26 protein-coding genes are annotated in these 26407 nt (G+C 72.4%); 12 read left to right on the forward strand and 14 right to left on the reverse strand.

What is annotated here, in order from left to right; all coding sequences use genetic code 11:
• Positions 1 to 18: 18 nt before the first annotated feature.
• On the reverse strand, positions 19 to 345 hold the full coding sequence (fdxA, locus tag FJK98_RS27900) for a ferredoxin (protein WP_007072862.1): 327 nt from the start codon (positions 343 to 345) through the stop codon (positions 19 to 21).
• Between the two features lie 79 nt (positions 346 to 424).
• Between fdxA and FJK98_RS27905 the strand changes: the two genes are divergently transcribed.
• A complete protein-coding gene (locus tag FJK98_RS27905; protein WP_145921609.1) occupies positions 425 to 1498 on the forward strand; it encodes a GNAT family N-acetyltransferase in 1074 nt (357 codons plus the stop codon).
• 111 nt (positions 1499 to 1609) lie between these two features.
• Here FJK98_RS27905 and FJK98_RS27910 read toward each other — a convergent pair whose 3' ends face one another.
• The 3 genes from FJK98_RS27910 to mshB form a co-directional block, all read right to left on the reverse strand.
• A complete protein-coding gene (locus tag FJK98_RS27910; RefSeq protein ID WP_145921610.1) occupies positions 1610 to 2074 on the reverse strand; it encodes a hypothetical protein in 465 nt (154 codons plus the stop codon).
• A gap of 81 nt (positions 2075 to 2155) precedes the next feature.
• Entirely contained in the window at positions 2156 to 2599 is a 444-nt protein-coding gene (locus FJK98_RS27915) for a hypothetical protein (protein WP_145923041.1), read from the reverse strand.
• A 17-nt stretch (positions 2600 to 2616) separates the two neighbouring features.
• Positions 2617 to 3603, reverse strand: a complete 987-nt coding sequence (gene mshB, locus FJK98_RS27920) for an N-acetyl-1-D-myo-inositol-2-amino-2-deoxy-alpha-D-glucopyranoside deacetylase (RefSeq protein ID WP_205789256.1) — start codon at positions 3601 to 3603, stop codon at positions 2617 to 2619.
• A gap of 86 nt (positions 3604 to 3689) precedes the next feature.
• On the opposite strand from mshB, the gene FJK98_RS27925 reads away from it, so the two are divergent.
• Positions 3690 to 5834: a prolyl oligopeptidase family serine peptidase gene (locus FJK98_RS27925; RefSeq protein WP_145921612.1), complete on the forward strand. Its 2145-nt coding sequence runs from the start codon at positions 3690 to 3692 to the stop codon at positions 5832 to 5834.
• Between the two features lie 22 nt (positions 5835 to 5856).
• Here FJK98_RS27925 and FJK98_RS27930 read toward each other — a convergent pair whose 3' ends face one another.
• Positions 5857 to 6621, reverse strand: coding sequence for a bifunctional 2-polyprenyl-6-hydroxyphenol methylase/3-demethylubiquinol 3-O-methyltransferase UbiG (locus FJK98_RS27930; RefSeq protein WP_145921613.1), 765 nt, complete (start codon positions 6619 to 6621; stop codon positions 5857 to 5859).
• A 234-nt stretch (positions 6622 to 6855) separates the two neighbouring features.
• Here FJK98_RS27930 and FJK98_RS27935 point away from each other — a divergent pair, with 234 nt between their 5' ends.
• Positions 6856 to 7296 (forward strand): DUF5980 family protein, encoded by a 441-nt coding sequence (locus FJK98_RS27935; RefSeq protein ID WP_145921614.1) that lies wholly within the window; start codon positions 6856 to 6858, stop codon positions 7294 to 7296.
• A gap of 327 nt (positions 7297 to 7623) precedes the next feature.
• Positions 7624 to 7998: a hypothetical protein gene (locus FJK98_RS27940; protein WP_145921615.1), complete on the forward strand. Its 375-nt coding sequence runs from the start codon at positions 7624 to 7626 to the stop codon at positions 7996 to 7998.
• Between the two features lie 148 nt (positions 7999 to 8146).
• Here FJK98_RS27940 and FJK98_RS34595 read toward each other — a convergent pair whose 3' ends face one another.
• Together FJK98_RS34595 and FJK98_RS27945 are read right to left on the reverse strand one after the other, a co-directional pair.
• A complete protein-coding gene (locus tag FJK98_RS34595) occupies positions 8147 to 8281 on the reverse strand; it encodes a hypothetical protein (protein ID WP_255470053.1) in 135 nt (44 codons plus the stop codon).
• A gap of 15 nt (positions 8282 to 8296) precedes the next feature.
• Positions 8297 to 8884: a TetR/AcrR family transcriptional regulator gene (locus tag FJK98_RS27945; protein ID WP_145921616.1), complete on the reverse strand. Its 588-nt coding sequence runs from the start codon at positions 8882 to 8884 to the stop codon at positions 8297 to 8299.
• A gap of 90 nt (positions 8885 to 8974) precedes the next feature.
• Between FJK98_RS27945 and FJK98_RS27950 the strand changes: the two genes are divergently transcribed.
• Positions 8975 to 9820: an SDR family NAD(P)-dependent oxidoreductase gene (locus FJK98_RS27950; RefSeq protein WP_145921617.1), complete on the forward strand. Its 846-nt coding sequence runs from the start codon at positions 8975 to 8977 to the stop codon at positions 9818 to 9820.
• 186 nt (positions 9821 to 10006) lie between these two features.
• On the opposite strand, the gene FJK98_RS27955 is transcribed toward FJK98_RS27950, so the two are convergent.
• The 5 genes from FJK98_RS27955 to FJK98_RS27975 form a co-directional block, all read right to left on the reverse strand.
• Positions 10007 to 11749, reverse strand: a complete 1743-nt coding sequence (locus tag FJK98_RS27955; protein ID WP_145921618.1) for an ABC transporter substrate-binding protein — start codon at positions 11747 to 11749, stop codon at positions 10007 to 10009.
• A gap of 119 nt (positions 11750 to 11868) precedes the next feature.
• Positions 11869 to 12855, reverse strand: coding sequence for an ABC transporter permease (locus tag FJK98_RS27960; protein WP_145921619.1), 987 nt, complete (start codon positions 12853 to 12855; stop codon positions 11869 to 11871).
• 12 nt (positions 12856 to 12867) lie between these two features.
• Positions 12868 to 13872: an ABC transporter permease gene (locus FJK98_RS27965; RefSeq protein ID WP_145921620.1), complete on the reverse strand. Its 1005-nt coding sequence runs from the start codon at positions 13870 to 13872 to the stop codon at positions 12868 to 12870.
• Positions 13869 to 14927, reverse strand: coding sequence for an ABC transporter ATP-binding protein (locus FJK98_RS27970; RefSeq protein WP_145921621.1), 1059 nt, complete (start codon positions 14925 to 14927; stop codon positions 13869 to 13871). The genes FJK98_RS27965 and FJK98_RS27970 overlap by 4 nt, the downstream gene beginning before the upstream one ends.
• Before the next feature lie 41 nt (positions 14928 to 14968).
• Positions 14969 to 16015 carry an ABC transporter ATP-binding protein gene (locus FJK98_RS27975; protein WP_145921622.1) on the reverse strand — a complete coding sequence of 349 codons (1047 nt, stop codon included), beginning with the start codon at positions 16013 to 16015 and terminating at the stop codon, positions 14969 to 14971.
• A 194-nt stretch (positions 16016 to 16209) separates the two neighbouring features.
• On the opposite strand from FJK98_RS27975, the gene FJK98_RS27980 reads away from it, so the two are divergent.
• The 6 genes from FJK98_RS27980 (at position 16210) to FJK98_RS28005 (ending at position 23739) form a co-directional block, all read left to right on the forward strand.
• Complete coding sequence (locus FJK98_RS27980; RefSeq protein WP_145921623.1) at positions 16210 to 16758, forward strand: Uma2 family endonuclease; 549 nt, start codon at positions 16210 to 16212, stop codon at positions 16756 to 16758.
• Positions 16759 to 16790: 32 nt separating this feature from the next.
• On the forward strand, positions 16791 to 18227 hold the full coding sequence (locus tag FJK98_RS27985; protein WP_145921624.1) for a TldD/PmbA family protein: 1437 nt from the start codon (positions 16791 to 16793) through the stop codon (positions 18225 to 18227).
• On the forward strand, positions 18224 to 19651 hold the full coding sequence (locus FJK98_RS27990; RefSeq protein ID WP_145921625.1) for a TldD/PmbA family protein: 1428 nt from the start codon (positions 18224 to 18226) through the stop codon (positions 19649 to 19651). The genes FJK98_RS27985 and FJK98_RS27990 overlap by 4 nt, the downstream gene beginning before the upstream one ends.
• Before the next feature lie 284 nt (positions 19652 to 19935).
• Positions 19936 to 20742: a hypothetical protein gene (locus tag FJK98_RS27995; RefSeq protein WP_145921626.1), complete on the forward strand. Its 807-nt coding sequence runs from the start codon at positions 19936 to 19938 to the stop codon at positions 20740 to 20742.
• A gap of 13 nt (positions 20743 to 20755) precedes the next feature.
• Positions 20756 to 22672 (forward strand): fumarate reductase/succinate dehydrogenase flavoprotein subunit, encoded by a 1917-nt coding sequence (locus tag FJK98_RS28000; RefSeq protein ID WP_145921627.1) that lies wholly within the window; start codon positions 20756 to 20758, stop codon positions 22670 to 22672.
• On the forward strand, positions 22672 to 23739 hold the full coding sequence (locus FJK98_RS28005) for a succinate dehydrogenase/fumarate reductase iron-sulfur subunit (protein WP_088644277.1): 1068 nt from the start codon (positions 22672 to 22674) through the stop codon (positions 23737 to 23739). Before FJK98_RS28000 ends, FJK98_RS28005 begins: the two co-directional genes overlap by 1 nt.
• 161 nt (positions 23740 to 23900) lie before the next feature.
• On the opposite strand, the gene FJK98_RS28010 is transcribed toward FJK98_RS28005, so the two are convergent.
• On the reverse strand, positions 23901 to 24341 hold the full coding sequence (locus FJK98_RS28010) for a (deoxy)nucleoside triphosphate pyrophosphohydrolase (protein ID WP_145921628.1): 441 nt from the start codon (positions 24339 to 24341) through the stop codon (positions 23901 to 23903).
• A 182-nt stretch (positions 24342 to 24523) separates the two neighbouring features.
• On the opposite strand from FJK98_RS28010, the gene FJK98_RS28015 reads away from it, so the two are divergent.
• Positions 24524 to 24832, forward strand: coding sequence for a 4a-hydroxytetrahydrobiopterin dehydratase (locus FJK98_RS28015; RefSeq protein ID WP_145921629.1), 309 nt, complete (start codon positions 24524 to 24526; stop codon positions 24830 to 24832).
• A gap of 171 nt (positions 24833 to 25003) precedes the next feature.
• On the opposite strand, the gene FJK98_RS28020 is transcribed toward FJK98_RS28015, so the two are convergent.
• A complete protein-coding gene (locus tag FJK98_RS28020) occupies positions 25004 to 26374 on the reverse strand; it encodes a DUF4190 domain-containing protein (protein WP_168222564.1) in 1371 nt (456 codons plus the stop codon).
• Between the last annotated feature and the right edge of the window lie 33 nt (positions 26375 to 26407).

Genomic DNA, 26407 nt, shown 5'->3' on the forward strand with positions numbered 1-26407 from the left:
CCACGGCGGCGGGCCGGTTCAGTGGCCCTCGCCGCGCGGCGGCTGGCCGGCGACGAACGTCGCGTCCTTCTCCACCTTGCCGATCTTCGACGCGCCCCCCGGCGAGCCCAGGTCCTCGAAGAACTCGTAGTTGGCCCCGGTGTAGTCCTTCCACTGCTCGGGGACGTCGTCCTCGTAGAAGATGGCCTCCACCGGGCAGACCGGCTCACAGGCACCACAGTCGACGCATTCGTCGGGGTGGATGTAGAGCATCCGGTTGCCCTCGTAAATGCAGTCGACCGGGCATTCCTCGATGCATGCCTTGTCGAGCACATCCACGCACGGCTCGGCGATGATGTAGGTCACCGGTCTTCTCCTCCGCAAGACTCGTCGCGATCACCCGCGACGCTAAGAGCCTAGTATCTCGCCGGGGAGGAGGTCGATCGTGCTCCGACAGCAGGATGTGGGACACCGGATCGTGGTTCGCCGCATTGTGGGGATTCGTGAGGGCCGGCCCCTCTTCTCGGACGCCCTCGGCGAACTGGTCGAGCTGAGCGAGACCCATCTCACCATCGCCACCGCGCAGGGCCGGGTCCGGGTGCCGGTGGCCGAGGTGCACCGGGCCAAACGGGTGCCGCCCACCCGCCGGCCCACCGCCTCCGCCGTGGTCGAGCTGGAACTCGCCGCGGACGAGGCGTGGCCCGCGCCGGTACGCGGCCGGCTCGGCGACTGGCTGCTGCGCTCCGCCGACGGCTGGACCGGACGCGCCAACTCGGCCCTGCCGGTGGGCGACCCGGACCGGCCGCTGCCGGCGGCGGTCGACGCCATCGAACGCTGGTACGCCGGACACGGCCAACCCGCCATGGTCAACACACCGTTGCCGCTGGCCGTGCCGGTCGGCGCGGAACTGGACGCCCGGGGCTGGACCGCCCGGCCGCTGACCCTGGTCCAGACCGTCCCCCTGGCCGCCCTGCTGCCCCCGGAGCCACTCCCCGCCGGGACGGATGGCACGTCCCCGGAGCCACTCCCCGCCGGGACGGGTGGCACGTCCCCGGGGCCCGGGGTGGGCCGCCACGGACCGGTCCCGCGCGACGCGGGTCGGGGCGTCGACGGCCCGCCCGTGGTGCTCGACGTCGCGCCGTCCGAGGAGTGGCTCGCGGTCGCCGCCGGGCGCAAGGGCGGCCTGCCGGACTCCGCCCGGCACATCCTCACCGCCGTGGCCCGGGTCCGCTTCGCCCAGGTGTACGCCGACGGCAGGCTGGTCGCGACGGGCCGGGGCACGGTCACCGGGCAGGGCCGCTGGCTGGGGCTCAGCCTGATCGAGGTGGCCCCGTCGGCGCGCCGGCAGGGGCTGGCGGCCCGGGTGATCCGGGCGCTGGCCGGGTGGGGCGCGGCCGAGGGGGCGACGCACGCCTTCCTCCAGGTGGAGCAGCGCAACACCGGGGCGGTGGCGCTCTACCGCAAGCTCGGCTTCACCACCCACCACACCTACCTGACCCGGGTCGCCCCACCCACCTGATCCGGCCCGGCCGCCTTGATCGACTCCTGTGGGCCGAGGTTGCGGCATCCCCTCGGTCCGGACACCGCTACCTGCGCCCCGTTGAGTTGATCAAGCCTGGGCCGGCAGCGGTCAGCGGCGGACCACCCGACGCGGCTTGCCGACGTTGCGCTCGGCGTACCGCCGCAGCTGCTGCGAACGGTGGTCACGGCCGAGCGCGACGAGCACCAGGTAGCCGATCGCCACACCGGCCCCGGCGGCGAGGAGGTAGAGCCAGATCTGGGCGAAGAACAGCCCCGCACCGCCACCGAACGGGTTGTTCCCCACCAGCAGCGGGCCGACGAGCACCGTCAGCAGCAGCGCCACGGCCACCGCGGCGGACACGTCGGCACCCCAGCGCGCCGCCGGAACGGCCCGGCCCCGGATGAACACCACCCCGGCCAGGATCAACCCGACCACGACGAACATGCCCAGCGAGACCCGGTCGGCGGCGGTGTCGTTCCCGTCGAAGCCGAGTTTGATGATCACCCGGGCCACCACGTTGACCGCGAACAGGGCCGCCGCGAGTGCGCCGACCACCCGCCACCGTTCCGTCATCACACGCCTCCCGCCGTACCACCCGCCCCGTCGGCGGGTCTCCTGGCAGGAATATCTACCACCGCCGGCTGTGTGTCGTCATCACCCGTCGTGGCGGCGCGGCTGCGGGCTGAGCATCTGCCGGAACGCCATCACCGCGAACGTCATCGCCCCGGTGGTGATCATCGCCAGCCCGACCCAGTTGTCCCCGGCGACCAGCAGGTCACCCTCGGCGGTACGGACCGCCGCCACCGCCATCAGCACGAACCACGGCAGCGCCGGCAACGCCACCGCCCACTTCCGGCCGACCGCCGCGTACGCGAACCAGCTCACCGCGACCGCGCCCAGGATGGTGACCACCACCGACACCCCGATCAGCTGCCCGCCGGCCCGGACGGTGGACAGCAGCAGCCCGATCAGGGCGGTGAGCACCCCACCGACCACGGCGACCAGCCCGCCGGCCACCCGCAGCACGACGTCGAGCAGGCGGGCCGTCCAGCCGGGCGGCGGCGGGACGGCGGCGGTCTCCTCCTCGACGACCGGCATCGGCGTGGCGGGCAGGGTCACCGGAGCCCGGCCGACGCCGTGGCCGCCGACGCGTCACCCGCCGGGGTCGCCTGCTCCGGCCGTCGCGCCGCCACCGGCCGGCCGCCCGGCAGGTCCGCCGGGTCCGGGTCGATCCCGGCGAAGAGGTCGCTCTCCCAGCCGTTCGGGCCGCCCCCCGGGCCGGGCTCCCCCACCGCCAGGGTGAAGTACTCCACGCCCATGAACTCCGCGCCGAAGTTGCCGGCGATCGCGTACAGCCAGGAGTTGGCCGGGATCTGGGTGGCGTGCGCCCGCATCGCCGCCTCCTTGGCGGCGTGCTGCTCGGTGGCGTCGATCCGGGCGGCGATCTGGTCGTCGGGGGTGCCGAACGGCAGGTCGTCGACGCTGTCGATGGCGGCGAAGGGGTTGTCCGACGACTCGGTGAAGTGGCTCATCCCGGCCTCCAGGACGCTGCGCGGCAGCGCCGTCCAGTAGACCTTGGCCGGGGCGATGCCCTCCGCGCCGGCCAGCTCGTGCGCCCGCATCGCCACCCGGTGCGCCTGGATGTGGTCCGGGTGCCCGTAGAAGCCGTTCGGGTCGTAGGTGACCAGGACCTGCGGGCGGATCTCCCGGATGACCTCCAGGAGCAGCCCGGCGGCCTCGTCGAGGTCGGCCCGCCAGAACGCCCGGGGGTGCCCGTTGGTGGGCATGCCCATCATGCCCGAGTCCCGGTAGCGGCCCGCGCCGCCGAGGAACCGGTGGTCGGTGACGCCGAGCGCGGCGCAGGCGGCGGCCAGCTCGCCGATCCGGAACCCGCCGAGCTGGTCTGCCTCGGCGGCGGCGAGCTGCGCCAGCGCCGGCACGTGGATCTCGCCCTCCTCGCCGAGGGTGCAGGTCACCAGCGTGACGTGGGCCCCGGCGGCGGCGTAGTGCGCCATCGTCGACCCGGTGCCGATGGACTCGTCGTCGGGGTGCGCGTGGACCAGCAGGAGGCGTCGGTCGGGCAGCGTCGTCACGACCGTCACTCTAACCGGCGGTCCGGCGGCACCGGGGCGTACGCGTCCAGGCAGGTCGGCCACATCACGCCCGGCACGGCTCTACGATCCGGGTTGTGGACTTTCCCGAGCTGGCCGCCCGTACCCGTCGGTTCAGCCACGGGGCGCCGCGCGCCGTTTCCGTGGCCGACGACGGTTCCCGGGTGGTCTTCCTCCGCTCGGGCGGCCCGCAGGACCCGGCCGACGCGCTCTGGGCGCTGGAGACCGCCTCCGCCGAGGAACGGCTGATCGCCGACCCGGCCGTGCTGCTCGGCGACGACGCCGACCCGGCGGCGCTGGCCCCGGGCGAGCGGACGTTACGCGAACGCCGCCGGCTCAGCGCCGCCGGCATCGGCTCGTACGCGCTGGACGGCGCGGGCCGGGTGGCGGTGTTCGCGCTGGCCGGCCGGTTGTTCCGGGCCGACCTGGTGCACGGCGACGTGATCGAGGTGACCACCGTCGGGCCGGTGATCGACCCCCGACCCGACCCCACCGGGCAGCGGGTGGCGTACGTGACCGACGCCGCCGACGGGGTACGCCGGGGCGAACTGCGGGTGGTCGCCCCGGACGGCACCGACTCCCTGCTGGCCGGCGAGGACGGCGGGGTGACCTGGGGGCTCGCCGAGCACGTCGCGGCGGAGGAGTTCGGCCGGTACCGGGGCTACTGGTGGGCCCCGGACGGGCGGATGGTGCTCGCCGCCCGGGTCGACGAGTCCCGGCTGCCCCGCTGGCACCTGCACGACCCGGCGGACCCGGCGACCCCGCCGACCACCGTCGCGTACCCCCGGGCGGGTGGGCCGAACGCCGAGGTCAGCCTGCACCTGCTCGACCTCGACGACGGCTGGGTCGACGTGCACTGGGACCGGGAAACCTACCCGTACCTGACCTCGGTCGACTGGGCCGACGGCAACCCGCTGATCACCGTGCTGCGCCGGTCGCAGCAGCACGGCCTGGTGCTGGCGGTGGACCCGCGTACCGGGGAGACGCAGGTGCACGCCGAGCTGGCCGACCCGCGCTGGGTGGAGCCGATCCCCGGCACCCCGGCGCACCTGCCCGACGGCCGGGTGCTGGTCGGCGGCGAACTGGCCCACGACGGGTACGACGCCCGCTGCCTGTTCGCCGACGGCACCCTGCTCACCCCGCCCTCGCTGTACGTACGGCGGGTGGTGGGCCGGCTGCCCACCGGCCCCGGCCCGGCCGACCTGCTGGTCGAGGCGAGTGAGGGCGAACCGAGCCAACGGCACCTCTACCGGGTCCGTACGGTGATCGGTGGCGGGGTGGACGCCCGCCGGATGAGCAGCACCCCCGGCTGGCACACGGCGGTGGTCGGCGGGGACACCCTGGTCGTCGGCACCGCCTCGTTGGACGACGCAGGGACGACCTGGTCGGTGTGGCGCGGCGACGGCGAGGTGGCCCGGCTGCGGTCGCTGGCCGCCACCCCGTCGTCGGCGCCCCGGCCGATGCTGGTCCGGGTGACCGACAGGCGGTTACCGACGGCGGTGCTCTACCCGTCCGAGCACGTCAAGGGCACCCGGTTGCCGGTGCTGCTGGACGTCTACGGCGGCCCCGGCCACCAGGAGGTGGTGGCCGCCCGGTCGGCCTGGCTGGAGCGGCAGTGGTGGGCGGACTCCGGGTTCGCCGTGGTCACCGTCGACAACCGGGGTACGCCGGGCGTGGCGCCGTCGTTCGAGAAGGCGATCCACCGGCGGGTGGCCGACGTGGTCCTGACCGACCAGGTGGACGCGTTGACCGCGCTGGCCGGCAAGCACCCCGACCTGGACCTGGACCGGGTGGCGATCCGGGGGTGGTCGTTCGGCGGCTGGCTGGCCGGGCTGGCGGTGCTGCGCCATCCGGAGCTGTTCCGGTGCGGCATCGCCGGCGCCCCGGTCAGCGACTGGGCGCTGTACGACACCGCGTACACCGAGCGCTACCTCGGCCTGCCCGACGACGGCATCGACGTGTACGGACACCACTCGCTGGTGGAGCTGGCGGCGGAGCCGCTGCATCCCGGCGAGCCGGCCCGCCCACTGCTGCTGGTGCACGGCATGGTCGACGACAACGTGGTGGCCGCGCACACGCTGCGGCTGTCGGCGGCGCTGCTGTCGACCGGTCGGCCGCACGCGGTGCTGCCGCTGACCGGGGCCACCCACATGGCGGCCGGTGGGCTGTCCGAACGCCTGCTCCGCCTGGAACTCGACTTCCTCCGTACCCACCTGGGCTGAGCCGGGCCGCCGGTCGGGCGGGTCAGCGGGCGGCGGAGCGGCGGGCCAGCAGGGCGAACGCGTTCGGCAGGCGACCCCGGAAGGCCGCCGCGTCGATGTCACCCATCCGCCAGAACGGCTCCGCGTACTCGGCGAGGTGCCGGACCTCCAGGCCGGCGGTGACCACGGCGGTGACGATCCGGCCGAGGGTCCACTGCCACATCACCGCCCCGTGGGCCGGGAAACTGTCGTCGGCGCAGACGAACGAGCGGCCGAAGTAGCTACGGTCGGGGCGGATGCGCGGTTCGTCCAGATCCCAGGTCCACAGGTCGGTGGCCGGATGACCGTCGTGGATGAACAGGTGGCCGCCGGGGCGCAGCAGCCGGGCCATCTCCACGGCCCAGGCATCGATGTCGGGCATCCAGATCAGCGCGCCCTTGCCGGTGTAGACGAGGTCGACGCACCCGTCGCGGACCGGCACCCCGGGGACCGTCCCGACCAGGTGGCGGCAGGCGGCTCCGAGGGTGTCGGCGCGGCCCCGCGCGGTACGGATCGCGTTCTCGCTGTAGTCGACCCCGATCACCACCCGGGCACCGGCCTGGGCCAGGGCGATGTCGTCCTGACCGTTGCCGCTCTGCGGGTGGACCACCAACGGGCGGGCCACCAGGATGTCCCGGAGCAGCGCGCGTTCGCTGGCGATCAGCGTGACACCGGCCGCCGCCTCGGCCAACATCTCGTCGTTGGCCCAGACCCGCTCCTGGTGGGCATGCTCCCAGGCGATCCGGTTGGCGCGCGAGGTCGGGTCCATGCCCTGAACTCTTCCGATCGACCATCCGACGGTCAATCGATGTTTGCATCCCCGTCTGACGACCGCCACCCGCGTCCGCGGCGGTGCCGACCCCGCCCCTGGTCCGCGCCACGTGACCCCCGGCGCAAGGGGTCCCGACGGCCGACCTTCCGCACTTTCTTCTCAGGGCCCTCTGAAATCGACCTGCCAGGCTGGCCGGTGACCGAGTCATGCCGGACAGGTAAGGAGTCGATGGTGAAGTTCTCCCGCACCGCCCGACGGATCACCACCACCGCACTGGCGGCGATGCTGCTCGCCCTCGTCGGCGGCACACCGGTCGCGGCAGCCCCGGCCACCACGGCCACGGGCACCACCTCGACCTGGACGCTCGTCAACCTGCCGCAGCGGATCTGCGCCACCCCCGACGACCCGCGCGCCCTGTACTACTTCGTCGTCCTCGACGGGACGTGGTCGTCGACGATCACCGCCAGCTACACCGGGATGCCCGCCGGGACCGAGGTGTACAGCCCGCAGACCACGCCGCCCGGGTCCGGAGACGGCCACATCGTGCAGATCCTGGCCGCGTTCCGGCTGCACGGTGCCCCGCTCGGCCACTACGTCCCCCAGCTTCGGGCCACGGACGGCACCGTCACGCAGAGCGTCCCGGTCACCCTCGACATCCAGTCGTCCTGCTGAGCCGAGACGGCCAGCTCGATCGACACGGCCGGCTTGATCGACTCAATGTCACCGATGTTGCGGTGTCCCGTCGCCCGGACACCGCAACATCGGCCCCACAGAGTGGATCAAGCCGACCGGTTGACGCGCGAGCACCGGGAGAGGCGGGGGCGGACCCGACAATGGGGCTGCGGTGCCGGACGAACTCGATCACACTCCCCGGTGACCCCGCCGCCCCACCCCTCCGGAGACGACATGCAGCCGTTGCGTCCAGAGCCGACCGCACGGCGTCCCGGCTGGATGTGGGCCGGTGCTGCCGCTGGGCTCCTGCTCGCCGTCAGCATGTTCGTGAACAGCACCAAGGCCCGTACTCCCGCTGCGGCGAGTCGGCCGCCGACGGAGACGTTCGTGGTCTCCGGCACGGTGCTGCTCGGCGACGGCGCGTCCTTCGTCGCCGACGGCCAGGGTGGCTGCGCCGGTACGGGCGACCACGCCGACGTCAAGGAGGGCGCCCCGGTGGTCATCTTCGCCGGCCTCGGATTCGCCGGCGCACGGTTGACCGACCCCCGCGTACTCGCCGACGGCGGCTGCCAGTTCCGGTTCTCGGTGTCGGGGGTTCCGGCCCGGCAGGACAGCTACCTGCTCATGGTCGCCGACCGGGATTCCCGGAAGTACTTTGAACAGGAACTGAAAAGCCCCCTGCTGGCCCTGCGCGTCGACTGAACGCCGGCGAGCCAAGCACCCGCCCCGAGCCACCGGCCGCTTGACGATCAACGGCCCGGCCACACCCGCCGCCGACCACTTTCACCCGGCTACTGGCGGATGCCCTCGTCCAGGCAACCTGCTGTCCGTCGCTGTCCAAGCGGGAGACTCAGAGCAGCCCGAGGCTGACGGCGAGCGGGGTGATCGTGGTCGGGGCGTGCGGGTCGCGGGCGGGGCGGGCGACCGCCTCGCGTACCGCCAAGGTGCGTCGGACCTCGGCGGCGCACGCCCGTTCCGCCCGCACTGACGACGCCCCGGCTCACGCGGTGGGGTGGACGGCATTCATGGTCGTGTCGAGCAGCGCGCCGAGGTCCCGCTGCTCGTCGGCGGTCAGCCATTGCGCCTGTGCGACGTGCAGGCAGGTGATCGCGGCGGCGGAAAGGGCGTGCGCGCGAAGAGAGCCGTCGTCGGCCCCGCCGGCCGCCAGGCGGGGCAGCAGGGCGGTGGCGATCTCGGTTTGCCAGACGGCGTCCTTGCCCTGTTGCAGGGCGGGGCGTTCGAGGATGAGCCGCCCCAGGGCTTCGGCGTTCGGATCGGCGCCGGCCTGTTCGAGCAGCGGATCGAAGGAGCGGCGCAGCGCGGCCCAGGGCGGCTCGTCTGCGGGCCGTCGGCTGAGCGTCTCGGCGATCGTCCGGCCGATGGAGGCGAGGGCTGCCGCGAACGCCTCGTCCTTGCTGGCGAAGTAGCGGAAGTAGCTGCGGCGGGAGATGCCTGCCGCCCGGGCGATCTCCTCGATCGTCGTCGCCTCGAACCCCTGGCTCAGGAACAGGCTCATGGCCGCGTCGACGATCTCGGTCCGTACGGCCCGGCGGGTCCGCTCGCGCAGCGACATCTCCTGCTCAGCCATCCGACCATGCTACCCTGGCGAGACAGAAGTGGCACTCAAGTGCCAAGTTCAACACTGGCGTGACAGGTCAGAGACAGGGCGGATGTGGCGATGGCGGGACGGACGATCGTGATCACCGGTGGATCGGACGGGATCGGGGCCGAGGCGGCCCGGCAGGTCGCGCGTACGGGGCAGGACCGGCTCATCCTGGTCGGGCGTTCCGCCGAGAAGACGGCGTCCGTGGCCCGCGAGGTGGGCGCGGATCACGTCGTCGCCGACTTCACCAGGTTGGGCGACGTACGTCGGTTGGCCACGGACATCCGGCAGCGCACGGACCGCGTCGACGTGCTGGCCAACAACGCCGGTGGCGTGTTCGGGGAGCGCACGGTGACCGAGGACGGCAACGAGAAGACGTTCCAGGTCAACCTCCTTGCCCCCTTCCTGCTCACGCACCTGCTCCTGGACCTGTTGCGGGCCGGCACCGGCATCGTGGTCAACACGTCGAGCGCGTCGGCGAAGATCGTGGGGAAGGTCGACATCGACGACCTCAACCATGAGAAGACCTACACACCCATGCGCGCCTACGCCGACGCGAAGCTCGCCAACATCCTGTTCGCCCGGGGCCTGCACGCCCGCTACCACCCCCTGGGGATCAACGCCGTCGCGTTCGATCCCGGCAACGTCCGTACCGGTTTCGGGGCGGAGAACAACGACCTCCTCACCCGGCTGCTCTACCGGACCCCGCTGTCGCGGCTGGCGTTGATCCCGCCGGAGAAGGGCGGAGCGAACCTCGCGTACTTCCTCACCGGCACCCCCGGCGTGGACTGGGAGCCCGGACGCTTCTACGCCCAGCAGCGGCCGGCGACGCCGAGGCAGACCAACAGGCAGGTCAACGACGACATCCTCGTCGACCGGTTCTGGAACCGGGCCGCCCTACTCGCCGGGGCGAAGGACTGACCGCGCCGGGCGGGAGTGCCGGATGCCCGAGGGGGCAGGCGGCAGGAGGCAGGCGTCACCACCGGCCGTCGGTACGCCTCGGCACGGCGGTGGAGCAAAGGGCCGCGTTGGACGACGTTCCCCCTCCCGACAGCGGTACCGGGAGGGGGAACGTGTTCGCCGGCCGAGCGGGGCGTCAGTGTGACGTCACTGCTTGACGTGGGCGTTGACGAACGAGGGGTAGCCGAAGACGCTGGAGATGAAGATCCCGCCGACCTTCGAGCCGTGCACCGTGTAGGCCACGTCCACGAAGAGCGGCACCACCGGGGCGTACTCGGTCATGATCCGCCGGTCGAGCTTGCCCCACTCAGGGCCCTGGTCGGCCGGGGGCATGGCCTGGATGCGGTCGATCTCGGCGTTGACCGCCGGGTCGTTGAAGTACGCCTGGTTGCTGTTGCCCTCGGCCTTGATGGTGCGACCGTCGTAGAGCACCGGCAGGATCGACGCGCCGCTGGGCCAGTCGGCGGCCCAGTTGCCGATGTAGAGGTCCCACGGGTTGTTCTTCTTCTTGATCTCGTCAAGTTTCGCGTCGTCCGGGATGTTCCGCAGCGTGATCCTGAACCCGGCGCGTTCCAGGTTGGCCTTGAGCTGGGTGCCCATCTGCTGCTCGGTGGTGTTGTCGGCCACCCCGAGGACCAGCTCCGGGGTCTTGCCGGCGAGCAGTTCCTTGGCTTTGTCGACGTCGCCGTTGGCACCGGCCGGGTAGGCGTCGTACGCCTGGTAGCCGATGGTGGACGGCGGCATCAGGGTGGTCATCGGCTGGGCGACGGTCTGCCCGCCGAGCGCCTTGACCAGGCCGTCGCGGTCGATGGCGTAGTTGAGTGCCCGGCGGACGGCGAGGTCGGTGACCCGCTGGTTGTTGATGACGAGCTGGTTGGCGCTCGGCGTCGGCGACAGGACGCTGCGTGACTTGAGGCCCCGGTCCTGCGCGACCCGGGCGACCAGCGAGGCCGGCACGTAGTTCCAGGCCAACGCGCTCTGGTCGGCGCCGTTGTCGGCGATCACCCGGTTGACGGCCGCGTCGGCGGTCGGCCCGAAGGTCCAGACGAACTGGTCCGGGTACTGGTGGCGGACCGGGTCGGTGGCGGCGTCCCAGTGCGGGTTGCGGTCCAGGGTGAGCTGCACGCCGGCCTGGTTCTTGGCGATCTTGTACGGCCCGGAGGAGAACGGCCGCTGGTCCAGGTTGACGCCGGTGTCCTGGTCCGGCCGCAGCGGCGCGGTGGTCGGCAGCGAGACCGCGAACGGCAGGTCACAGCGGGGCTTGGCGAACTCGAAGCGCAGCGTCTTCGCGTCCGGGGTGGTCAGGCCCGGCGGCAGCGACGTCTTGTTCTTCTTGAAGTCCCACTTCGTGTCGTACTGCGGGGTGTCGGCGAGCCACTCCTGGAGGTAGGTGGGGCCGCCGGTCAGGTCGGGGTCGAAGGAGCGGGCGATGCCGTACGCGATCTCCTTCGCCGTGATCGGGCTGCCGTCCTCGAACTTCACCCCGTCCTTGATGGTGAACTCCCAGACCCGGCAGTCGCTGTTCACGTTGTTGCCCGGGTTCTGCGCCAGGTCACCGACCAGGACCAGGCCGCCCCTGCCGTCGTCCTTCCAGGTGGTCAGGTAGCGGGCGAACAGCGGGTTGGCCATCAGACCGGCGAACGAGTACGTCCGCTGCGGGTCCAGGTGCGAGATGGGCGTCTCCCGGATGATGGTGAAGGTGCCGCCCCGGGTCGCCCCGTCGATCTCGGCGGCCGGGCCCTGGGAGTCCTTCGGGTCGGTGGCGATCACCCCGGTCTGCTGCCGGTCGGTGTCCACGGTGGTGCCCTCACCCGTGTTCTCCGAGCAGGCTCCCAACGCCACCACCAGGGCGATCGCCCCGCCCACGGCGGCTGCTGCGCGTGGTCGCATCTCCTACCTCCTCCACCCGGTCACCGGCGGAGGTGACCGCCGACACCCGGGGATCGTCAAGAAGAAAAACTTCGGACTGTCTAGCAGATTTCGGTAACTTCCACCGCCCGACGGGCCGGTCAGCGCAACCGCACCCGGGGGTCGATCGCCGCGTACAGCAGGTCCACCAGCACGTTCGCCAGCACCACGAAGACCGCCGCGATCAGCACGGTCGCCATGATGGTGGGCAGGTCACCGGCGCGGACCGCGTCGACCGCCGTACGCCCCATGCCGTTGAGGCCGAAGGTCGTCTCGGTGATCACCGTGCCGCCGAGCGCGCCGCCGACGTCCAGACCGGCGATCGTCACCACCGGCGTGATCGCCGCGCGCAGCGCGTGCCGGCCGTACACCGTGGGTTTGGCCAGGCCCTTGGCCCGCGCGGTCCGGACGAAGTCCTCCGACAGCGTCTCCAGCATCTGCGCCCGGGACAGCCGGGCGTAGATCGCCGAGAACAGGAACCCCAGCGACAACCAGGCCAGCACCAGCCCGCCGGCCCACCGGAGCGGGTCGTCGGACAACGGTGTGTAGCTCGGCACCGGCAGCCAGCGCAGCGTGTAGACGAACACCAGCAGCAGCACCGCCCCCACGAAGTAGAGCTGCAACGACGCCCCGGCCAGCGAGAAGCCGATCGCCGCCCGGTCCAGCCAGGTGCCCCGGCGCAGCGCCGAGACCATGCCCAGGCCCACCCCGAGCAGCAGCCACAGCACCGCCGCCGGGACGACGATGCTCAACGTCACCGGCAGCACCCGGGCGATGGTGTCGCTGACCGCCTCGTTGGCGACGTACGACCAGCCCAGGCAGGGCGCGTCGCACCGGCCACCCTGGGCGCTGCCGAGGTCCCGCCCGGTGACGATGCCCTTCATGTAGCCGGCGTACTGGCTGATCAGCGGGTCGCGCAGGCCCAGCTCCTGACGGACCCGCTCCAGCCGTTCCGGGTTGCAGTTCTTGGGGCACATCCCGGTGACCGGGTCCCGGGGCAGGGCGAAGAACATCAGGAAGCTGAGCACGCTGACCGCGAAGAGCGTCAACGCCGCCGAGAAGAGCCGCTTGACCAGGAACCGCGCCATCGCCGGGCCCTCCTACCGGGACGACTTCGGGTCGAGCGCGTCCCGCAGCGCGTCGCCGAAGAGGTTGAAGGCGAACACGAGCGCGAAGATCGTGATGCCGGGGAAGAAGACGTACGCCGGGTCGGTCTGGAGGTAGTCCAGGCTGCGGTAGATCATCCGACCGAAGCTCGGGGTGGCGTCGGTCAGCCCGACGCCGATGAACGACAGCGCCGCCTCGCTGGTGATGTACGCCGGCACCGCCAGCGAGAACGACACCAGGATGGGCGCCCAGAGGTTCGGCAGCAGTTGCCGGAACAGCATGTGCCCCAGCCCCGCGCCGCTGGCCCGCGCCGCCTCCACGAACTCCCGCTCGCGCAACGCGATCACCTGTCCGCGTACCAGCCGGGCGGTGCTCGTCCAGCCGAACAGCGCGAAGATGGCGATCAGCACCCCGATCTGGAACGCGGCCGGCACCTCCTCCCGCTGGCCGTAGAAGCGCAGCGCGACGGTCGGCGTCAACGCCAGCGCGATGATCAGGAACGGCATCGCCAGGGTCAGGTCGGTGACCCAGTTGACCACCGCGTCCAGCCAGCCGCCCAGGTAGCCGGCGAGGGTGCCCAGCACGACACCGATCGCCGCCGTGGTCACCGCCGCCGCGAACGCGATGAACAGCGAGGTGCGCAGCCCGTGCACCATCCGGATGAAGATGTCCCGGCCCAGCCCCGGCTCCAGCCCGAACCAGTGTTCCCCGGTCACCCCGCCGGCGTACCCGAGCGGCATCCCGAAGCCGTCCAGCCGGGACTGGAACTGCTCCCGGGGGCCGATCCCGTACGCCCACTCGATCAGCGGCACGGCGAGCGCCACCAGCACGAAGAAGACCAGCATCCCGCCGCTGACCAGGCCGGTGCGGTCCCGCCGCAGCCGGGCCCAGGCGAGTTGGCCGGGCGAGCGTCCGACGAACCCGGACCCGGGCCGGTCGCCACCCGTCCCGGCCTCGGCCTCGGCCAGCGTCGCCGGGTCGACCGGGGACACACTCATGTCGCCACCTCCTCGGCGTTCCCGCCGACCCGATCCGCGCCGGCAGCCGCCACGGCACCGCCCGCCCCGGCCGGCGGCGGTCCGGTCTCCGGGAAGTGGCAGGCGGTGGCGTGCCGGCCCCCGGCGTCGACCACCAGCGCCGGCTCCTCGCGGGCGCAGACGTCCTGCGCCCTGGGGCACCGGGTGCGGAACCGGCAGCCCGACGGCGGGTCCAGCGGCGTGGGCACGTCCCCGGTCAGCCTGATCCGCCCCGCCCCACCCGTCGCGGTCACGTCCGGAACCGCCGACAGCAGCGCCCGGGTGTACGGGTGCCGGGGCCGCCGGTAGATGTCGTCCCGGTCGCCGATCTCGACGATCCGGCCCAGGTACATCACCGCGACCCGTTGGCAGAAGTGCCGCACCACGGCCAGGTCGTGCGCGATGAACACGAACGCCAGGCCGAGGTCGCGTTGCAGGTCACGCAGCAGGTTCACCACCTGCGCCTGGATCGAGACGTCGAGCGCGGAGACCGGCTCGTCGGCGACGATCAGCTTCGGCCGCAGGGCCAGCGCGCGGGCGATCCCGATCCGCTGCCGCTGCCCGCCGGAGAACTCGTGCGGGTAGCGGTTGTAGTGCTCCGGATTGAGCCCGACCAGTTCCAGCAGTTCCCGTACCCGCTGCCGCACCCCGCCGGGCGGGTCGATCCCGTTGACCTGCAACGGCATCGCCACGATCCGTCCGACGGTGTGCCGGGGGTTCAGCGAGGCGTACGGGTCCTGGAAGATGATCTGGAGGTCCTGGCGCAGTGGACGCAGCTCACGCCGACGGGCGTGGGTGATGTCCCGGCCGGCGAACTCGATTGTCCCGGCGGTCGGCTCCAGCAGCCGGACCAGCATCCGGCCGGTGGTGCTCTTGCCGCAGCCGGACTCCCCCACCAGGCCCAACGTCTCGCCGGGCCGCACGTCGAAGTCCAGCCCGTCCACCGCCCGCACCAGTCCCCGGGACCGCAGGCCGGTGCGGACCGGGAAGTGCTTGGTCAATCCCCGCACCCGCAACAACGGCTCACCAGCGTTCATGGACCCGCCTTCCGTCCGCGACCGTGGCACGTTCGTCGCGCTCATGGGGACACCCCGGCCCGGGACACGGCCTGGTGGGAGAGGGCGGCGCGGTCGTCGGCGGGGAGGTGGCAGGCGACCAGGTGGCCGTCCGTGCCGGCCGGGGCGAGGCGCGGCACCTCGGCGCGGGAACGGTCGCCGGCGTACCGGCAGCGGGGGTGGAACGCGCAGCCGGACGGCAGGTCGATCAGCGAGGGCGGGTTGCCCGGGATGGGCACCAGGTCCGCGTCCGGGTCGCCGTGCAGCGACGGCACGCTGGAGAGCAACCCCCAGGTGTACGGGTGCTGCGGCCGGCGGAGCACCTGCGTCACGCCGCCCTGCTCGACCACCCGCCCGGCGTACATGACCAGCACGTCGTCGGCGACCTGGGCGACCACCCCCAGATCGTGGGTGATCAGCACGATCGCGGTGCGGAACTCGGCCTGGAGGTCGGCGAGCAGGTCGAGGATCTGGGCCTGCACCGTCACGTCCAGCGCGGTGGTCGGCTCGTCGGCGACGACCAGCGCCGGGTCGTTGACCAGCGCCATCGCGATCATCGCCCGCTGCCGCATCCCGCCGGAGAACTCGTGCGGGTACTGGTCGTAGCGGCGGGCCGGCTGCGGGATGCCCACCCGGTCGAGCATGTCCACCGCACGGGTCCGCGCCGCCCGCCGCCCCGCCCGGGGATGGTGCACCCGGTACGCCTCGGCGATCTGCCGCCCCACGCTGTAGTAGGGGTGCAGCGCGGAGAGCGGGTCCTGGAAGATCATCGCCGCATCCCGGCCGCGCAGCCGGCGTACCCGGTCCTCGGGAAGGCCGACGAGTTGCCGCCCGCCGACGGTGATCCCGCCGGTGACGGTGCTGCGTCGGGGGTCGTGCAGGCCGAGCACGGCCAGCGCGGTGGCGCTCTTGCCGGAGCCCGACTCGCCGACGATGCCGAGCGTCCGGCCACGCGGCACGGTGAAGGACACCCCGTCGACCGCGCGTACCACGCCGTCGGCCGTGTCGAACCGCACCCGCAGGTCGTCCACCCGCAGGTACGGGTCGTCGCCTGCCTTCGGACTGTCCACGACCGCCTCCTCGGGTTGTAGGGAACCTACAACAAAGAGCCGAGGCTGAAAATAAGCTACGGAGCGGGGGCTGTCACCGGACCACAGCGTAGTCGCCGCACGGTGTCGTCGCCGTCCGGTCGCACCCGGGGTGCGACCATGGGCGGGGTGCCCGGTGGAGGATGCCCGGCGACACGAGGTGGAGGTGGCCGACCATGACCGCAGCGGTGTTCGGCCACGACGGACCGTGGACCGAAGAGGAGTACCTCTCCCTCGGCAAGACGTCCCAACGCGTCGAACTCTTCGACGGGAGCCTCCACGTGACCCCAGCCCCTACCCCCCGCCACCAGAACATCTCGGGTGAGCTCCGGGCCGCGCTACGGCAGCCGGCCCGCAGTGCGCACCTGCGGGTCCTGGAGGCGGTCAACGTCCGCCTCAAGCCGGGTCGGATCACCATTCCCGATCTCGTCGTCACCGGCGAGATCGACTTCGACGAGGTCCACGTCGAGGCGCACGACGTCCACCTGGTGTGCGAGATCATCTCGCCCGGCAACGCGGCGACCGACAAGGTCCTCAAGATGCACTACTACGCCACCGCCGGGATCGAGTGGTACCTGCTGGTCGAGCAGCAGAACGGCAACCTGCACCTCTACCGCCGACACGGCCGGCACTACCTGGAGCACGCGGTCGCCAAGGTCGGGGAGACGCTCGACCTCACGGAGCCGGTGCGGGCCACGATCCGACCCGAGGATCTGCTGCCCTGACGGATGTCGGTGGACTGGCCTAGGGTCGGTCCATGACCGAGTTCGACGCGGCGGCCGCAGCCGTACAGGCCGCTCTCGACGCGGGTGCCCGGTATGCGGACGCCCGGGTGATGCACCTGCGCTACGAGTCGATGTCCGCGCGCAACGGCGCGATCGAGGAGCTGACCCAGAACGAGAGCATCGGCCTGGGCGTACGCGCGCTGGTCGGGTCGGGGTGGGGCTTCCACGCCGTACCCGAACTGTCCGACGCGGCGGCCCGCGCGGCCGGCCGGCGGGCCGCGGAGGTGGCCGCCGCGAGCGCCCGGGTGGCCGGCCCACCGATCACGCTGACCCCGGCCGAGCCGGTGGTGGCGAGCTGGGCCTCCGACTGCGCGGTCGATCCGCTCGGCGTGCCGCTGTCCGACAAGGGTGACCTGCTGGTCCGGGCCACCGAGGCGGCACGCGGGCAGGGGGCCGACCTGGCCGAGGGGCTCTACCAGATCTGGGACACCCGCAAGTGGTTCGTCTCCAGCGAGGGGCACCGCATCGACCAGCACATCCGCGAGTGCGGCGGCGGCATCTCGGCCACCGCGATCGGCGAGCACGAGACCCAGCGCCGCTCCTGGCCGAGCTACCGGGGCCAGTACGGCACCACCGGGTGGGAGCTGGTCGAGTCGCTCGACCTGACCGCGCACGCCGCCCGGATCGCCGACGAGTCCCGGGCGCTGCTCACCGCGCCGGAGTGCCCGTCCGGCGAGACCGACCTGATCCTGGGCGACGAGCAGCTCGCGTTGCAGATCCACGAGTCGGTCGGGCACGCCATCGAGCTGGACCGCATCCTCGGCTGGGAGGCCGCCTTCGCCGGCACCTCGTGGCTCGACCTGGCCCAGCTCGGGTCGCTGCGCTACGGCTCCGAGCTGATGAACGTCACCATCGACCCGACGATCCCCGGCGCGCTGGGCAGCTTCGGCTTCGACGACGAGGGCTCCCCGGCGGTCAAGCGCGACGCGGTACGCGAGGGCCGCTGGGTCGGGGTGCTCGCCGGCCGGGACTCGGCCGCCGTCGCCGGCCTGGGTTACGGCGGCAGCGTACGGGCCGACGGCTGGGCCCGGCTGCCGATGGTGCGGATGACCAACGTGGGCCTGGAACCCGGGCCGCACACCCTCGACGAGATCATCGCGGCCACCGACGACGGGGTGCTGATGGACGTCAACCGGTCCTGGTCGATCGACGACCGGCGGCTGAACTTCCAGTTCGGCTGCGAGATCGCCTGGGAGGTGCGCAACGGCCGGCGCGGCCGGATGCTGCGCAACCCCACCTACACCGGCATCGGCCCGCTGTTCTGGCGGTCGATGGACATGCTCTCCTCCGAGATCGTCCCGTGGGGCACCCCGAACTGTGGCAAGGGCCAGCCCGGCCAGATCGGGCACACCGGGCATCCGGCGGCGCCGGCCCGGTTCCGGGGCGTCCGGGTGGGGGTGCGGGCATGACCGGCCTGCGGGACACCGGGGCGACCGAGTTGGACGTCGCCGCCCGGGTGGTGGAGCTGGTCCACGAGGTCGCCGGTCCGGCCGCCGAGGCCGAGGTCACCGTCGTCCGGCACGATCTGGCGCTGACCCGGTTCGCCAACTCGTTCATCCACCAGAACGTCGCCGAGTCGCAGCTGACGGTCCGGCTGCGGGTGCACGTCGACGGTCGGACGGCCGCCGGGAGCGGCAGCCTGGTCGGCCCGGACGGGCTGCGGGCCCTGGTCGGGCGGACCCTCGCCGCGGCCCGGCTCTGCCCGCCCGACCCGGCCTGGCCGGGGCTGACCCCACCGTCGGCGGTGCACTCCAACGGCCTGCTCGACGAGGCGACCGCCTACGCCGAGCCGGCGGCCCGGGCCGACCGGGTCCGGGCCTTCGTCGACGCGGTGGGTGGGCTGGAGGCGGCCGGGTACTGCCGGACCGCGTACCGGTCGGGGGCGTTCGCCAACTCGGCCGGCCAGGCGGCGCAGGGGCGCACCACCGAGGCGGCGATGGACGGCATCGCCCGGGCGGGCGGCGCGGACGGGGTGGCCCGGCTCTGCGCCGGTCGCCTCGACGAGGTGGACGGCGCGACCCTGGGGGCGCGGGCGGCGGCGAAGGCACGGGCCGCCGCCGATCCGGTCGAGCTGCCCCCGGGCCGGTACGAGGTGGTCCTCGAACCGGCCGCGGTGGCCGACCTGTTGCAGAATCTCGCCTGGTACGGCTTCAACGGCAAACGGCACGTCGAGGGCCAGTCGTTCGCCCGTCCCGGCGTCGCCCAGTTCGATCCGGCGGTGACCCTGGTCGACGACCCGACGTACGGCGGGGCGATGCCGTTCGACCTGGAGGGCACCCCGCGTACGGCGCTGACCCTGGTCGAGGCGGGCACCACCCGCGCGGTGGCCCACGACCGGCGCAGCGCCGCCGGTGCGGGCACGTCGTCGACCGGGCACGGGACGCCGGGCGGCGCCACCTTCGGCCCGATCCCCCGTAATCTCCGGATGCCCGGGACGGCCGACGGCCCGGTGGACCCGGCGGTCGGCGGCGGTCCGACCGGCGGCCCGGTCGCGGGGGCGGTGGCGGACGCGGACACCGCCGCGCTGGTCGCGCCGATGGCCAGGGGGCTGCTGGTCAGCGACTTCTGGTACACCCGGGTGCTCGACCCGAAGAGCCTGGTGATCACCGGGTTGACCCGTAACGGGGTGTGGCTGGTCGAGGACGGCGTGCCGGTGCGGGCGGTGCGGAACTTCCGGTTCACCCAGGCGTACCCCCGGGCGTTGGGGCCGGGGGCGGTGCTCGGCCTCGGCCGGCGGCCGGTCCGTCAGCCGGACCGGTTAGACGGCGGCTGGTGGGAGGGGCCGTCGCTGCGGCTGGCCTCGTGGAACTTCACCGGCGGCGCGTCGGGCTGACCGGTGCCGCAGCGCCCGTGCGGCCGGGCCCGCAGCCGCCTGACGCCGACGGTACATTGATCTTGGCTCGGGTCTTTCCAAGGTGCGGGACACACGGGACACTGCGTTGCGCGGCCCGGCCGTGATGATCGGCGTAACGTGTGTCACTTAGCTGCGCCGATGTCCCGGCGTGGCCGCCTGCTTGCGCACGACGCGGCAGTGGACACGGTCCGGCCGGTCCACTGACCGGCACGGAACGTGAACCGCCGCCCGCGAGGGCCCGTCCCGTCAGGAAGACGACTCGAATGACATCAACGGCAACGAAGCCGCGGGGGGCGCGGGCGCGCGCCGCCATCGCGGCGAAGACGTTGCGGACCGACCGCTGGTGGTTCGCCCCCCTGATCACCGTCGTCGGGCTCAGCGCCTGGGTGGCGTACGCGACCGTCCGGGTGTTCATGCACAAGTGGTACTGGGTGGACCAGTACCACTACCTGACGCCGTTCTACTCCCCCTGTGTGACCGACCGGTGCGTCGAGGGCTCCTCGCACTTCGGCAGTTTCCTGCCCGGCTGGTGGATCATCCCGGACGCGGCGCTGACCCTGCCGTTCCTGCTGCTGTTCCGGTTGACCTGCTACTACTACCGCAAGGCGTACTACCGGTCGTTCTGGTTGTCGCCGCCGGCCTGCGCGGTGCCGGACGGGCACAAGACCTACTCCGGGGAGACCCGGTTCCCGCTGCTCGGGCAGAACCTGCACCGCTACTTCTTCTACGCCGCCGCGATCATCTCGCTGATCAACACCTGGGACGCGGTCCTGGCCTTCCACTCGCCCGAGGGCTTCGGCTTCGGGCTGGGCAACATCATCCTGCTGGGCAACGTGGTGATGCTGTGGGCGTACACCATCTCCTGCCACTCCTGCCGGCACATCATCGGCGGGCGGCTCAAGCACTTCTCCGCGCACCCGGTGCGGTACCGGGCCTGGACGTTCGTGTCCAAGCTGAACACCCGGCACATGCAGCTCGCCTGGATCACCCTCGGCACGCTGGCCTTCACCGACTTCTACGTGATGGCCATCGCCGCCGGCTGGTTCACCGACCTGCGGTTCATCAACTAGAGGGCGCGGCGACATGACCACTACCACTCGCATCGAACGACACCACTACGACGTCGTCGTGATCGGGGCCGGCGGCGCCGGCCTGCGCGCGGCGATCGAGGCCCGGCTCGCCGGCAAGAAGACCGCGATCATCTCCAAGTCGCTCTTCGGCAAGGCGCACACCGTGATGGCCGAGGGCGGCGCGGCGGCCGCGATGGGGAACGTGAACAGCCGGGACAACTGGCAGGTGCACTTCCGCGACACCATGCGCGGCGGCAAGTTCCTCAACAACTTCCGGATGGCCGAGCTGCACGCGAAGGAGTCGCCGCAGCGGATCTGGGAGCTGGAGACGTACGGGGCGCTCTTCGACCGGACGAAGGACGGCAAGATCTCCCAGCGCAACTTCGGCGGGCACGAGTACCCCCGGCTGGCGCACGTCGGTGACCGCACCGGCCTGGAGCTGATCCGCACCCTCCAGCAGAAGATCGTCTCCCTCCAGCAGGAGGACAAGCGCGACCTCGGCGACTACGAGGCCCGGATCAGGGTCTTCTCCGAGACCACGATCACCGAGCTGCTGCTCGACGGCGACCGGGTGGCCGGCGCGTTCGGCTACTACCGGGAGTCCGGCGAGTTCATCCTGTTCGAGGCCCCGGCGGTGGTGCTGGCCACCGGCGGCGTCGGCCGGTCCTACAAGGTCACCTCGAACTCCTGGGAGTACACCGGGGACGGGCACGCGCTGGCGCTGCGCGCCGGGGCCACTCTGATCAACATGGAGTTCCTCCAGTTCCACCCGACCGGCATGGTCTGGCCGCCCTCGGTGAAGGGCATCCTGGTCACCGAGTCGGTCCGGGGCGACGGCGGGGTGCTGAAGAACTCCGAGGGCAAGCGGTTCATGTTCGACTACGTCCCCGACGTCTTCCGCAAGCAGTACGCGGAGACCGAGGAGGAGGCGGACCGCTGGTACACCGACCCGGACAACAACCGACGTCCGCCGGAGCTGCTGCCCCGCGACGAGGTCGCCCGCGCGATCAACAGCGAGGTCAAGGCCGGTCGGGGTACGCCGGCCGGCGGTGTCTACCTGGACATCGCCTCCCGGCGTTCGGCCGACGAGATCCGCCGGCGACTGCCGTCGATGTACCACCAGTTCAAGGAGCTGGCCGACGTCGACATCACGGCCGAGCCGATGGAGGTCGGGCCGACCTGCCACTACGTGATGGGCGGCGTCGAGGTGGACCCGGACTCGGGGGCCGCGTACGGCACCGTGCAGGGGCTGTTCGCCGCCGGTGAGGTCTCCGGCGGCATGCACGGCTCCAACCGGCTCGGCGGCAACTCCCTGTCCGACCTGCTGGTCTTCGGCAAGCGGGCGGGCGGGCACGCGGCGTCGTACACCGATCAGTTGACCTCGCGGCCGAAGGTGCCGGTGAGCGCGGTGGAAACCGCAGTGGAGACGGCGCTGGCGCCGTTGCAGCGGGACACCGGGGAGAGCCCGTACACCCTCCAGCAGGACCTCCAGGCGGTGATGGGAGATTTAGTAGGAATCATCCGCCGGGAGGGTGAGCTGGTCGACGCCCTGCGCCGGCTGGCCGAGCTGCGCGAGCGGGTGGCGAAGGTGAGCGCGGTCGGCGGCCGGCGCTACAACCCGGGCTGGCACCTGGCGCTCGACCTGCGCAACATGCTCGTCGTCTCGGAGTGCACCGCGAAGGCGGCGCTGGAGCGGCAGGAGTCGCGCGGCGGGCACACCCGGGAGGACTTCCCGACCATGGACCCCCGGTGGCGTCGGGTCAACCTGGTCTGCGCGCTCGACGACGACACCGTACGCCTGGAGCACAAGCCGCTGCCGAAGATGCGGGCCGAGCTGATCGGCCTCTTCGACCGTACCGAGCTGGCCAAGTACCTGACCGACGAGGAGCTGGCCGACTTCGACGCCGTCGGTGAGGAGGCGAGCAACTGATGGGAAGCAAGAGGGAGTTCCGCATCTGGCGGGGCGACGAGACCGGCGGTGACCTCCAGGACTACTCGGTCGAGGTGAACGAGGGCGAGGTCGTCCTCGACGTCATCCACCGGCTCCAGGCCACCGACGCGCCGGATCTGGCCTGCCGGTGGAACTGCAAGGCCGGCAAGTGCGGCTCCTGCTCGATGGAGATCAACGGCAAGCCCCGGCTGAGCTGCATGACCCGGATGTCGACGTTCGAGGAGTCGGAGACCGTCACGGTCACCCCGTTGCGCACCTTCCCGGTGATCCGGGACCTGGTCACGGACGTCTCGTTCAACTACGAGAAGGCCCGGGAGACGCCGGCCTTCGCCCCGCCGGCCGACCTGGCCCCGGGCGAGTACCGGATGCAGCAGGTCGACGTGGAACGCTCGCAGGAGTTCCGCAAGTGCATCGAGTGCTTCCTGTGCCAGAACGTGTGTCACGTGATCCGCGACCACGAGGAGAACAAGCCGGCCTTCTCCGGCCCCCGGTTCTTCATCCGGGCCGCCGAGCTGGACATGCACCCGCTGGACGCGAAGACCGACCGCAAGCAGTACGCGCAGCAGGAGCAGGGGCTCGGCTTCTGCAACATCACCAAGTGCTGCACCGAGGTCTGCCCCGAGCACATCAAGATCACCGACAACGGGATCATCCCCATGAAGGAACGGGTCGTCGACCGCAGGTACGATCCCCTGGTATGGCTCGGTAGCAAGATCTTCCGTCGGGGCGAGACGCCCCAGAGCACCGCGAACAGCGGGGGAAAGGGGTCCGTGGTGCACAGCGGCGCCCGTCAGGCTGGAGTCCACTCGCACGCCGGCGGCTCCGGCGACCCGGCCGCGGAGGCCCAGGCCCAGCAGGGCGTGAACTGGCACCGTGAGGTCCCGCACCCGACCATGCCGGCGGTCGACGACCGGGGCAAGCTCCCGCTGACGGAGTTGACCTTCGACCGTGCGGCGGCCCCGTCGCCGTTCGGTGACGACGTCACCTTCCCGCTGCCGCCGGAGCACCTCAACTTCGCCCACCCGAGCCAGGACGAGAAGCACTGAACCTGCTTGACGGGCGCTAGACCGGTCCGACGGGCACCGGACCGGGACGACCGGTACCGCTGCGGCGCGACGCGCGGCGGAGCGGGCACGACGAGGTCAACGGGGGTTGACGGCGTACGCCGTCGGCCCCCGTTGCCGTGCCGGCCGGGTCCGTGCCGCCGTCAGCCGGCGGCCAACAGCGGGCGGAGGGCGGCGACGATGGGCACGTCGGCGGGAAGCCAGGTGACGCTGTCCAGTTCGTCGGCGGTGAGCCAGCGCATCGCGGAGTGCTCCAGCGCGCTGGGCTGGTCACCGTGCAGCAGGCGGGCCGCGTACACCTTCAGCACCGACCGGCCGTGGGCCATCCGGACGTCCCGGCCGACCCGGTCGCCGACCGCCACCCGGACGGCCAGTTCCTCGGCGCACTCGCGGACCAGCGCCGCCGTCTCGCTCTCGCCCGGCTCGACCTTGCCGCCGGGGAACTCGAACATGCCGGCGACCTCGGGAGGCGCGGTACGCGCACAGGCGAGCACCCGCCCGGCGGAGATGATCGCCGCTCCCACGACCACCCTCGGCTCACGCCGGTCGGTCGGTCCGTTACCGCTACGCCGTTCGGTCTGCACGGGCGTCCAGCGTGCCAGATCAATCGTCGGTTTGGGTACCGTGGCCGACCGGTAGGCCAATAAGAGACGGAAGTGTGGGCGTGGACACACCGCCATCAGGCCGACAGACTGGTGACACCACGAGGACACGGGACGGCGACGATTTGGCCACAAGCCGGCAACGGCGCCTGGGAGGTGCGGTGATGCGCGCGCTGTTCACCAGTCGAAGCAAGCACGACTATCTCAGTGACGCCCTCACGCTCCTGCACGGGTGGACCCGCGACGGTGAGCAGATCCGCCGCACCCTGGTCATGGACGACACCCAGCACGCGGCGCTGACCGAACGGGTCAAGGTCGTCGCGGACGCGCTGCGGCTGCGACCGGACATCAGCCGGCTGGACACCGAGACCCGCATCCGGGTCGGGCACGGCGACGGGGAACCGCTCACCGAGGGTGAGGTGCTGCTCGCCGCCCGGATCGAGGACGCGTACCGCGCGGTGATGGCGGACTGACCGGCCGGCCGCAGCGGTCCCGCGTGACCGGCCGTTCCCGTCATCGTCGACCCCCGTCGTCACCGCCGGCCGTACCTTCGTCGCCAGCCTAGAGCCGTCCGGGGCCCGACCCGGTCGGCGGAACGTCCGACCCGCCCGCGCCGAGTGGTCGGAACATCACCCTCGGTCGGATCAGCGCATCGGCTCGCCCTGCGTCGTCGGCAACCCCAGCGCCTGGCGTACGGCCAGCTCGGTGGCCGGGTCCGGGTGCTGCCCGGCCTGCGCGACCACCTGGAGCAGCCGGCCCCGGTCGGGTTCGCCGTCGGCGTCCCGCCAGGCCGGCTCGTCCTGCTCCATCTCGGTGAGCAGCCGCTCCATCGCCGGGCGGACCGCCTCCGGCCAGGTTTCCCGGCGCAGCCGGAACCACATGTCGGTGTGGATCGTCTCGGCCCGGCGCACCGCGTCCCGCAGCCCGGCCGGGGTGCTGGTCGGCGCGCTGGCCACCAGGGCGGCCCGCGCCTGCGTCCAGTCCCGGCTGGCCAGCAGGTAGCCGAGCTGCGCCGGGTTGAGCACCGTGGTGTCCATCCGCAGCGACCGGGACAACCCCGTCGGCGAGGTCAGGTAGCAGGTGATGGTGGGGTCGGTGGACCAGTCGACCCGGGTCGGCAGGTACCAGCTCAGCCGCACCTCGGCCGGCAGGCCCAGCGGGTCCACCACGTAGCTGTGCTGCCGCTGCCGGCAGAGCGTCTCGGCCCGCTGGGAGAGCACCGCCGCGCCGGGGTACCGCTCGTCGGCGGAGCGCTCGTAGGCGGGGAAGTCGTCGACGTACTCGGCGTGGTGCGGGGTGTCGCAGGCCACCCGGGCGACCTCCTCGGGGGCGGTCCGGCTGGTGGTGGCACCGGAGGGCACCCGGAAGCAGTCCCCCACCCGCAGCCCGCGCAGCCCCGGGTCGGGGTCGGACCCGGTCATCGTGACGCCCAGCGCCACCAGACCGGCCAGCACCCAGCCACCGAGCAGCACCAGGCCGGCGATCACCAGGCCCCGGCCCCGCTCGCCGTCCCGCCTGATCCGGCGCAGCGCGAACCCGGCGGTGACCGGTGCCAGCACCCCGCCGAGCAGGCCCAGCACCAGCGTGACCACGGCCAGCCGGTTCAGCCGGCCCTGCACGGCGGGACGCTGCGGCCACGGCTCCCAGTCGGGCACGGCACGCGACGCCCGGCCCGCCTCCGCGTCCCCGGTGCCGCCCGGCAGGGCAGGGGTCTTGTCACCGCCCTTGTCGCCGCCACCGCCCGGGGCCGGATCGCCGCCACCGGCAGGAGACGGAGCCTTGCCACCGGCAGGAGACGGAGCTTTGGCGGCAGGTGCCAGGGCCGCCGTGGCGGGCGGAGTCGCGCCGGCACCGGCGGGGGCCGGCGGCACCGCAGGGGACGGGGTCGCGCCGGCACCGGCGGCGGCCGGGGTCGCCGCGTCTGGCGGGGCCGCGTCGGCGGCACCGGCTGCGGTCGTCGGCGGCTCCGGCCGCGACTCGTCGGCGGGCTGCGTCTCGGAACGTTCGCTGGTCACACCGCTTCCCTCCCCCGTCGCCCGCGTCCGGCC

The organism is Micromonospora sp. HM134 (assembly GCF_007833915.1).
GTDB classification, from domain to species: Bacteria; Actinomycetota; Actinomycetes; order Mycobacteriales; family Micromonosporaceae; genus Micromonospora; species Micromonospora wenchangensis.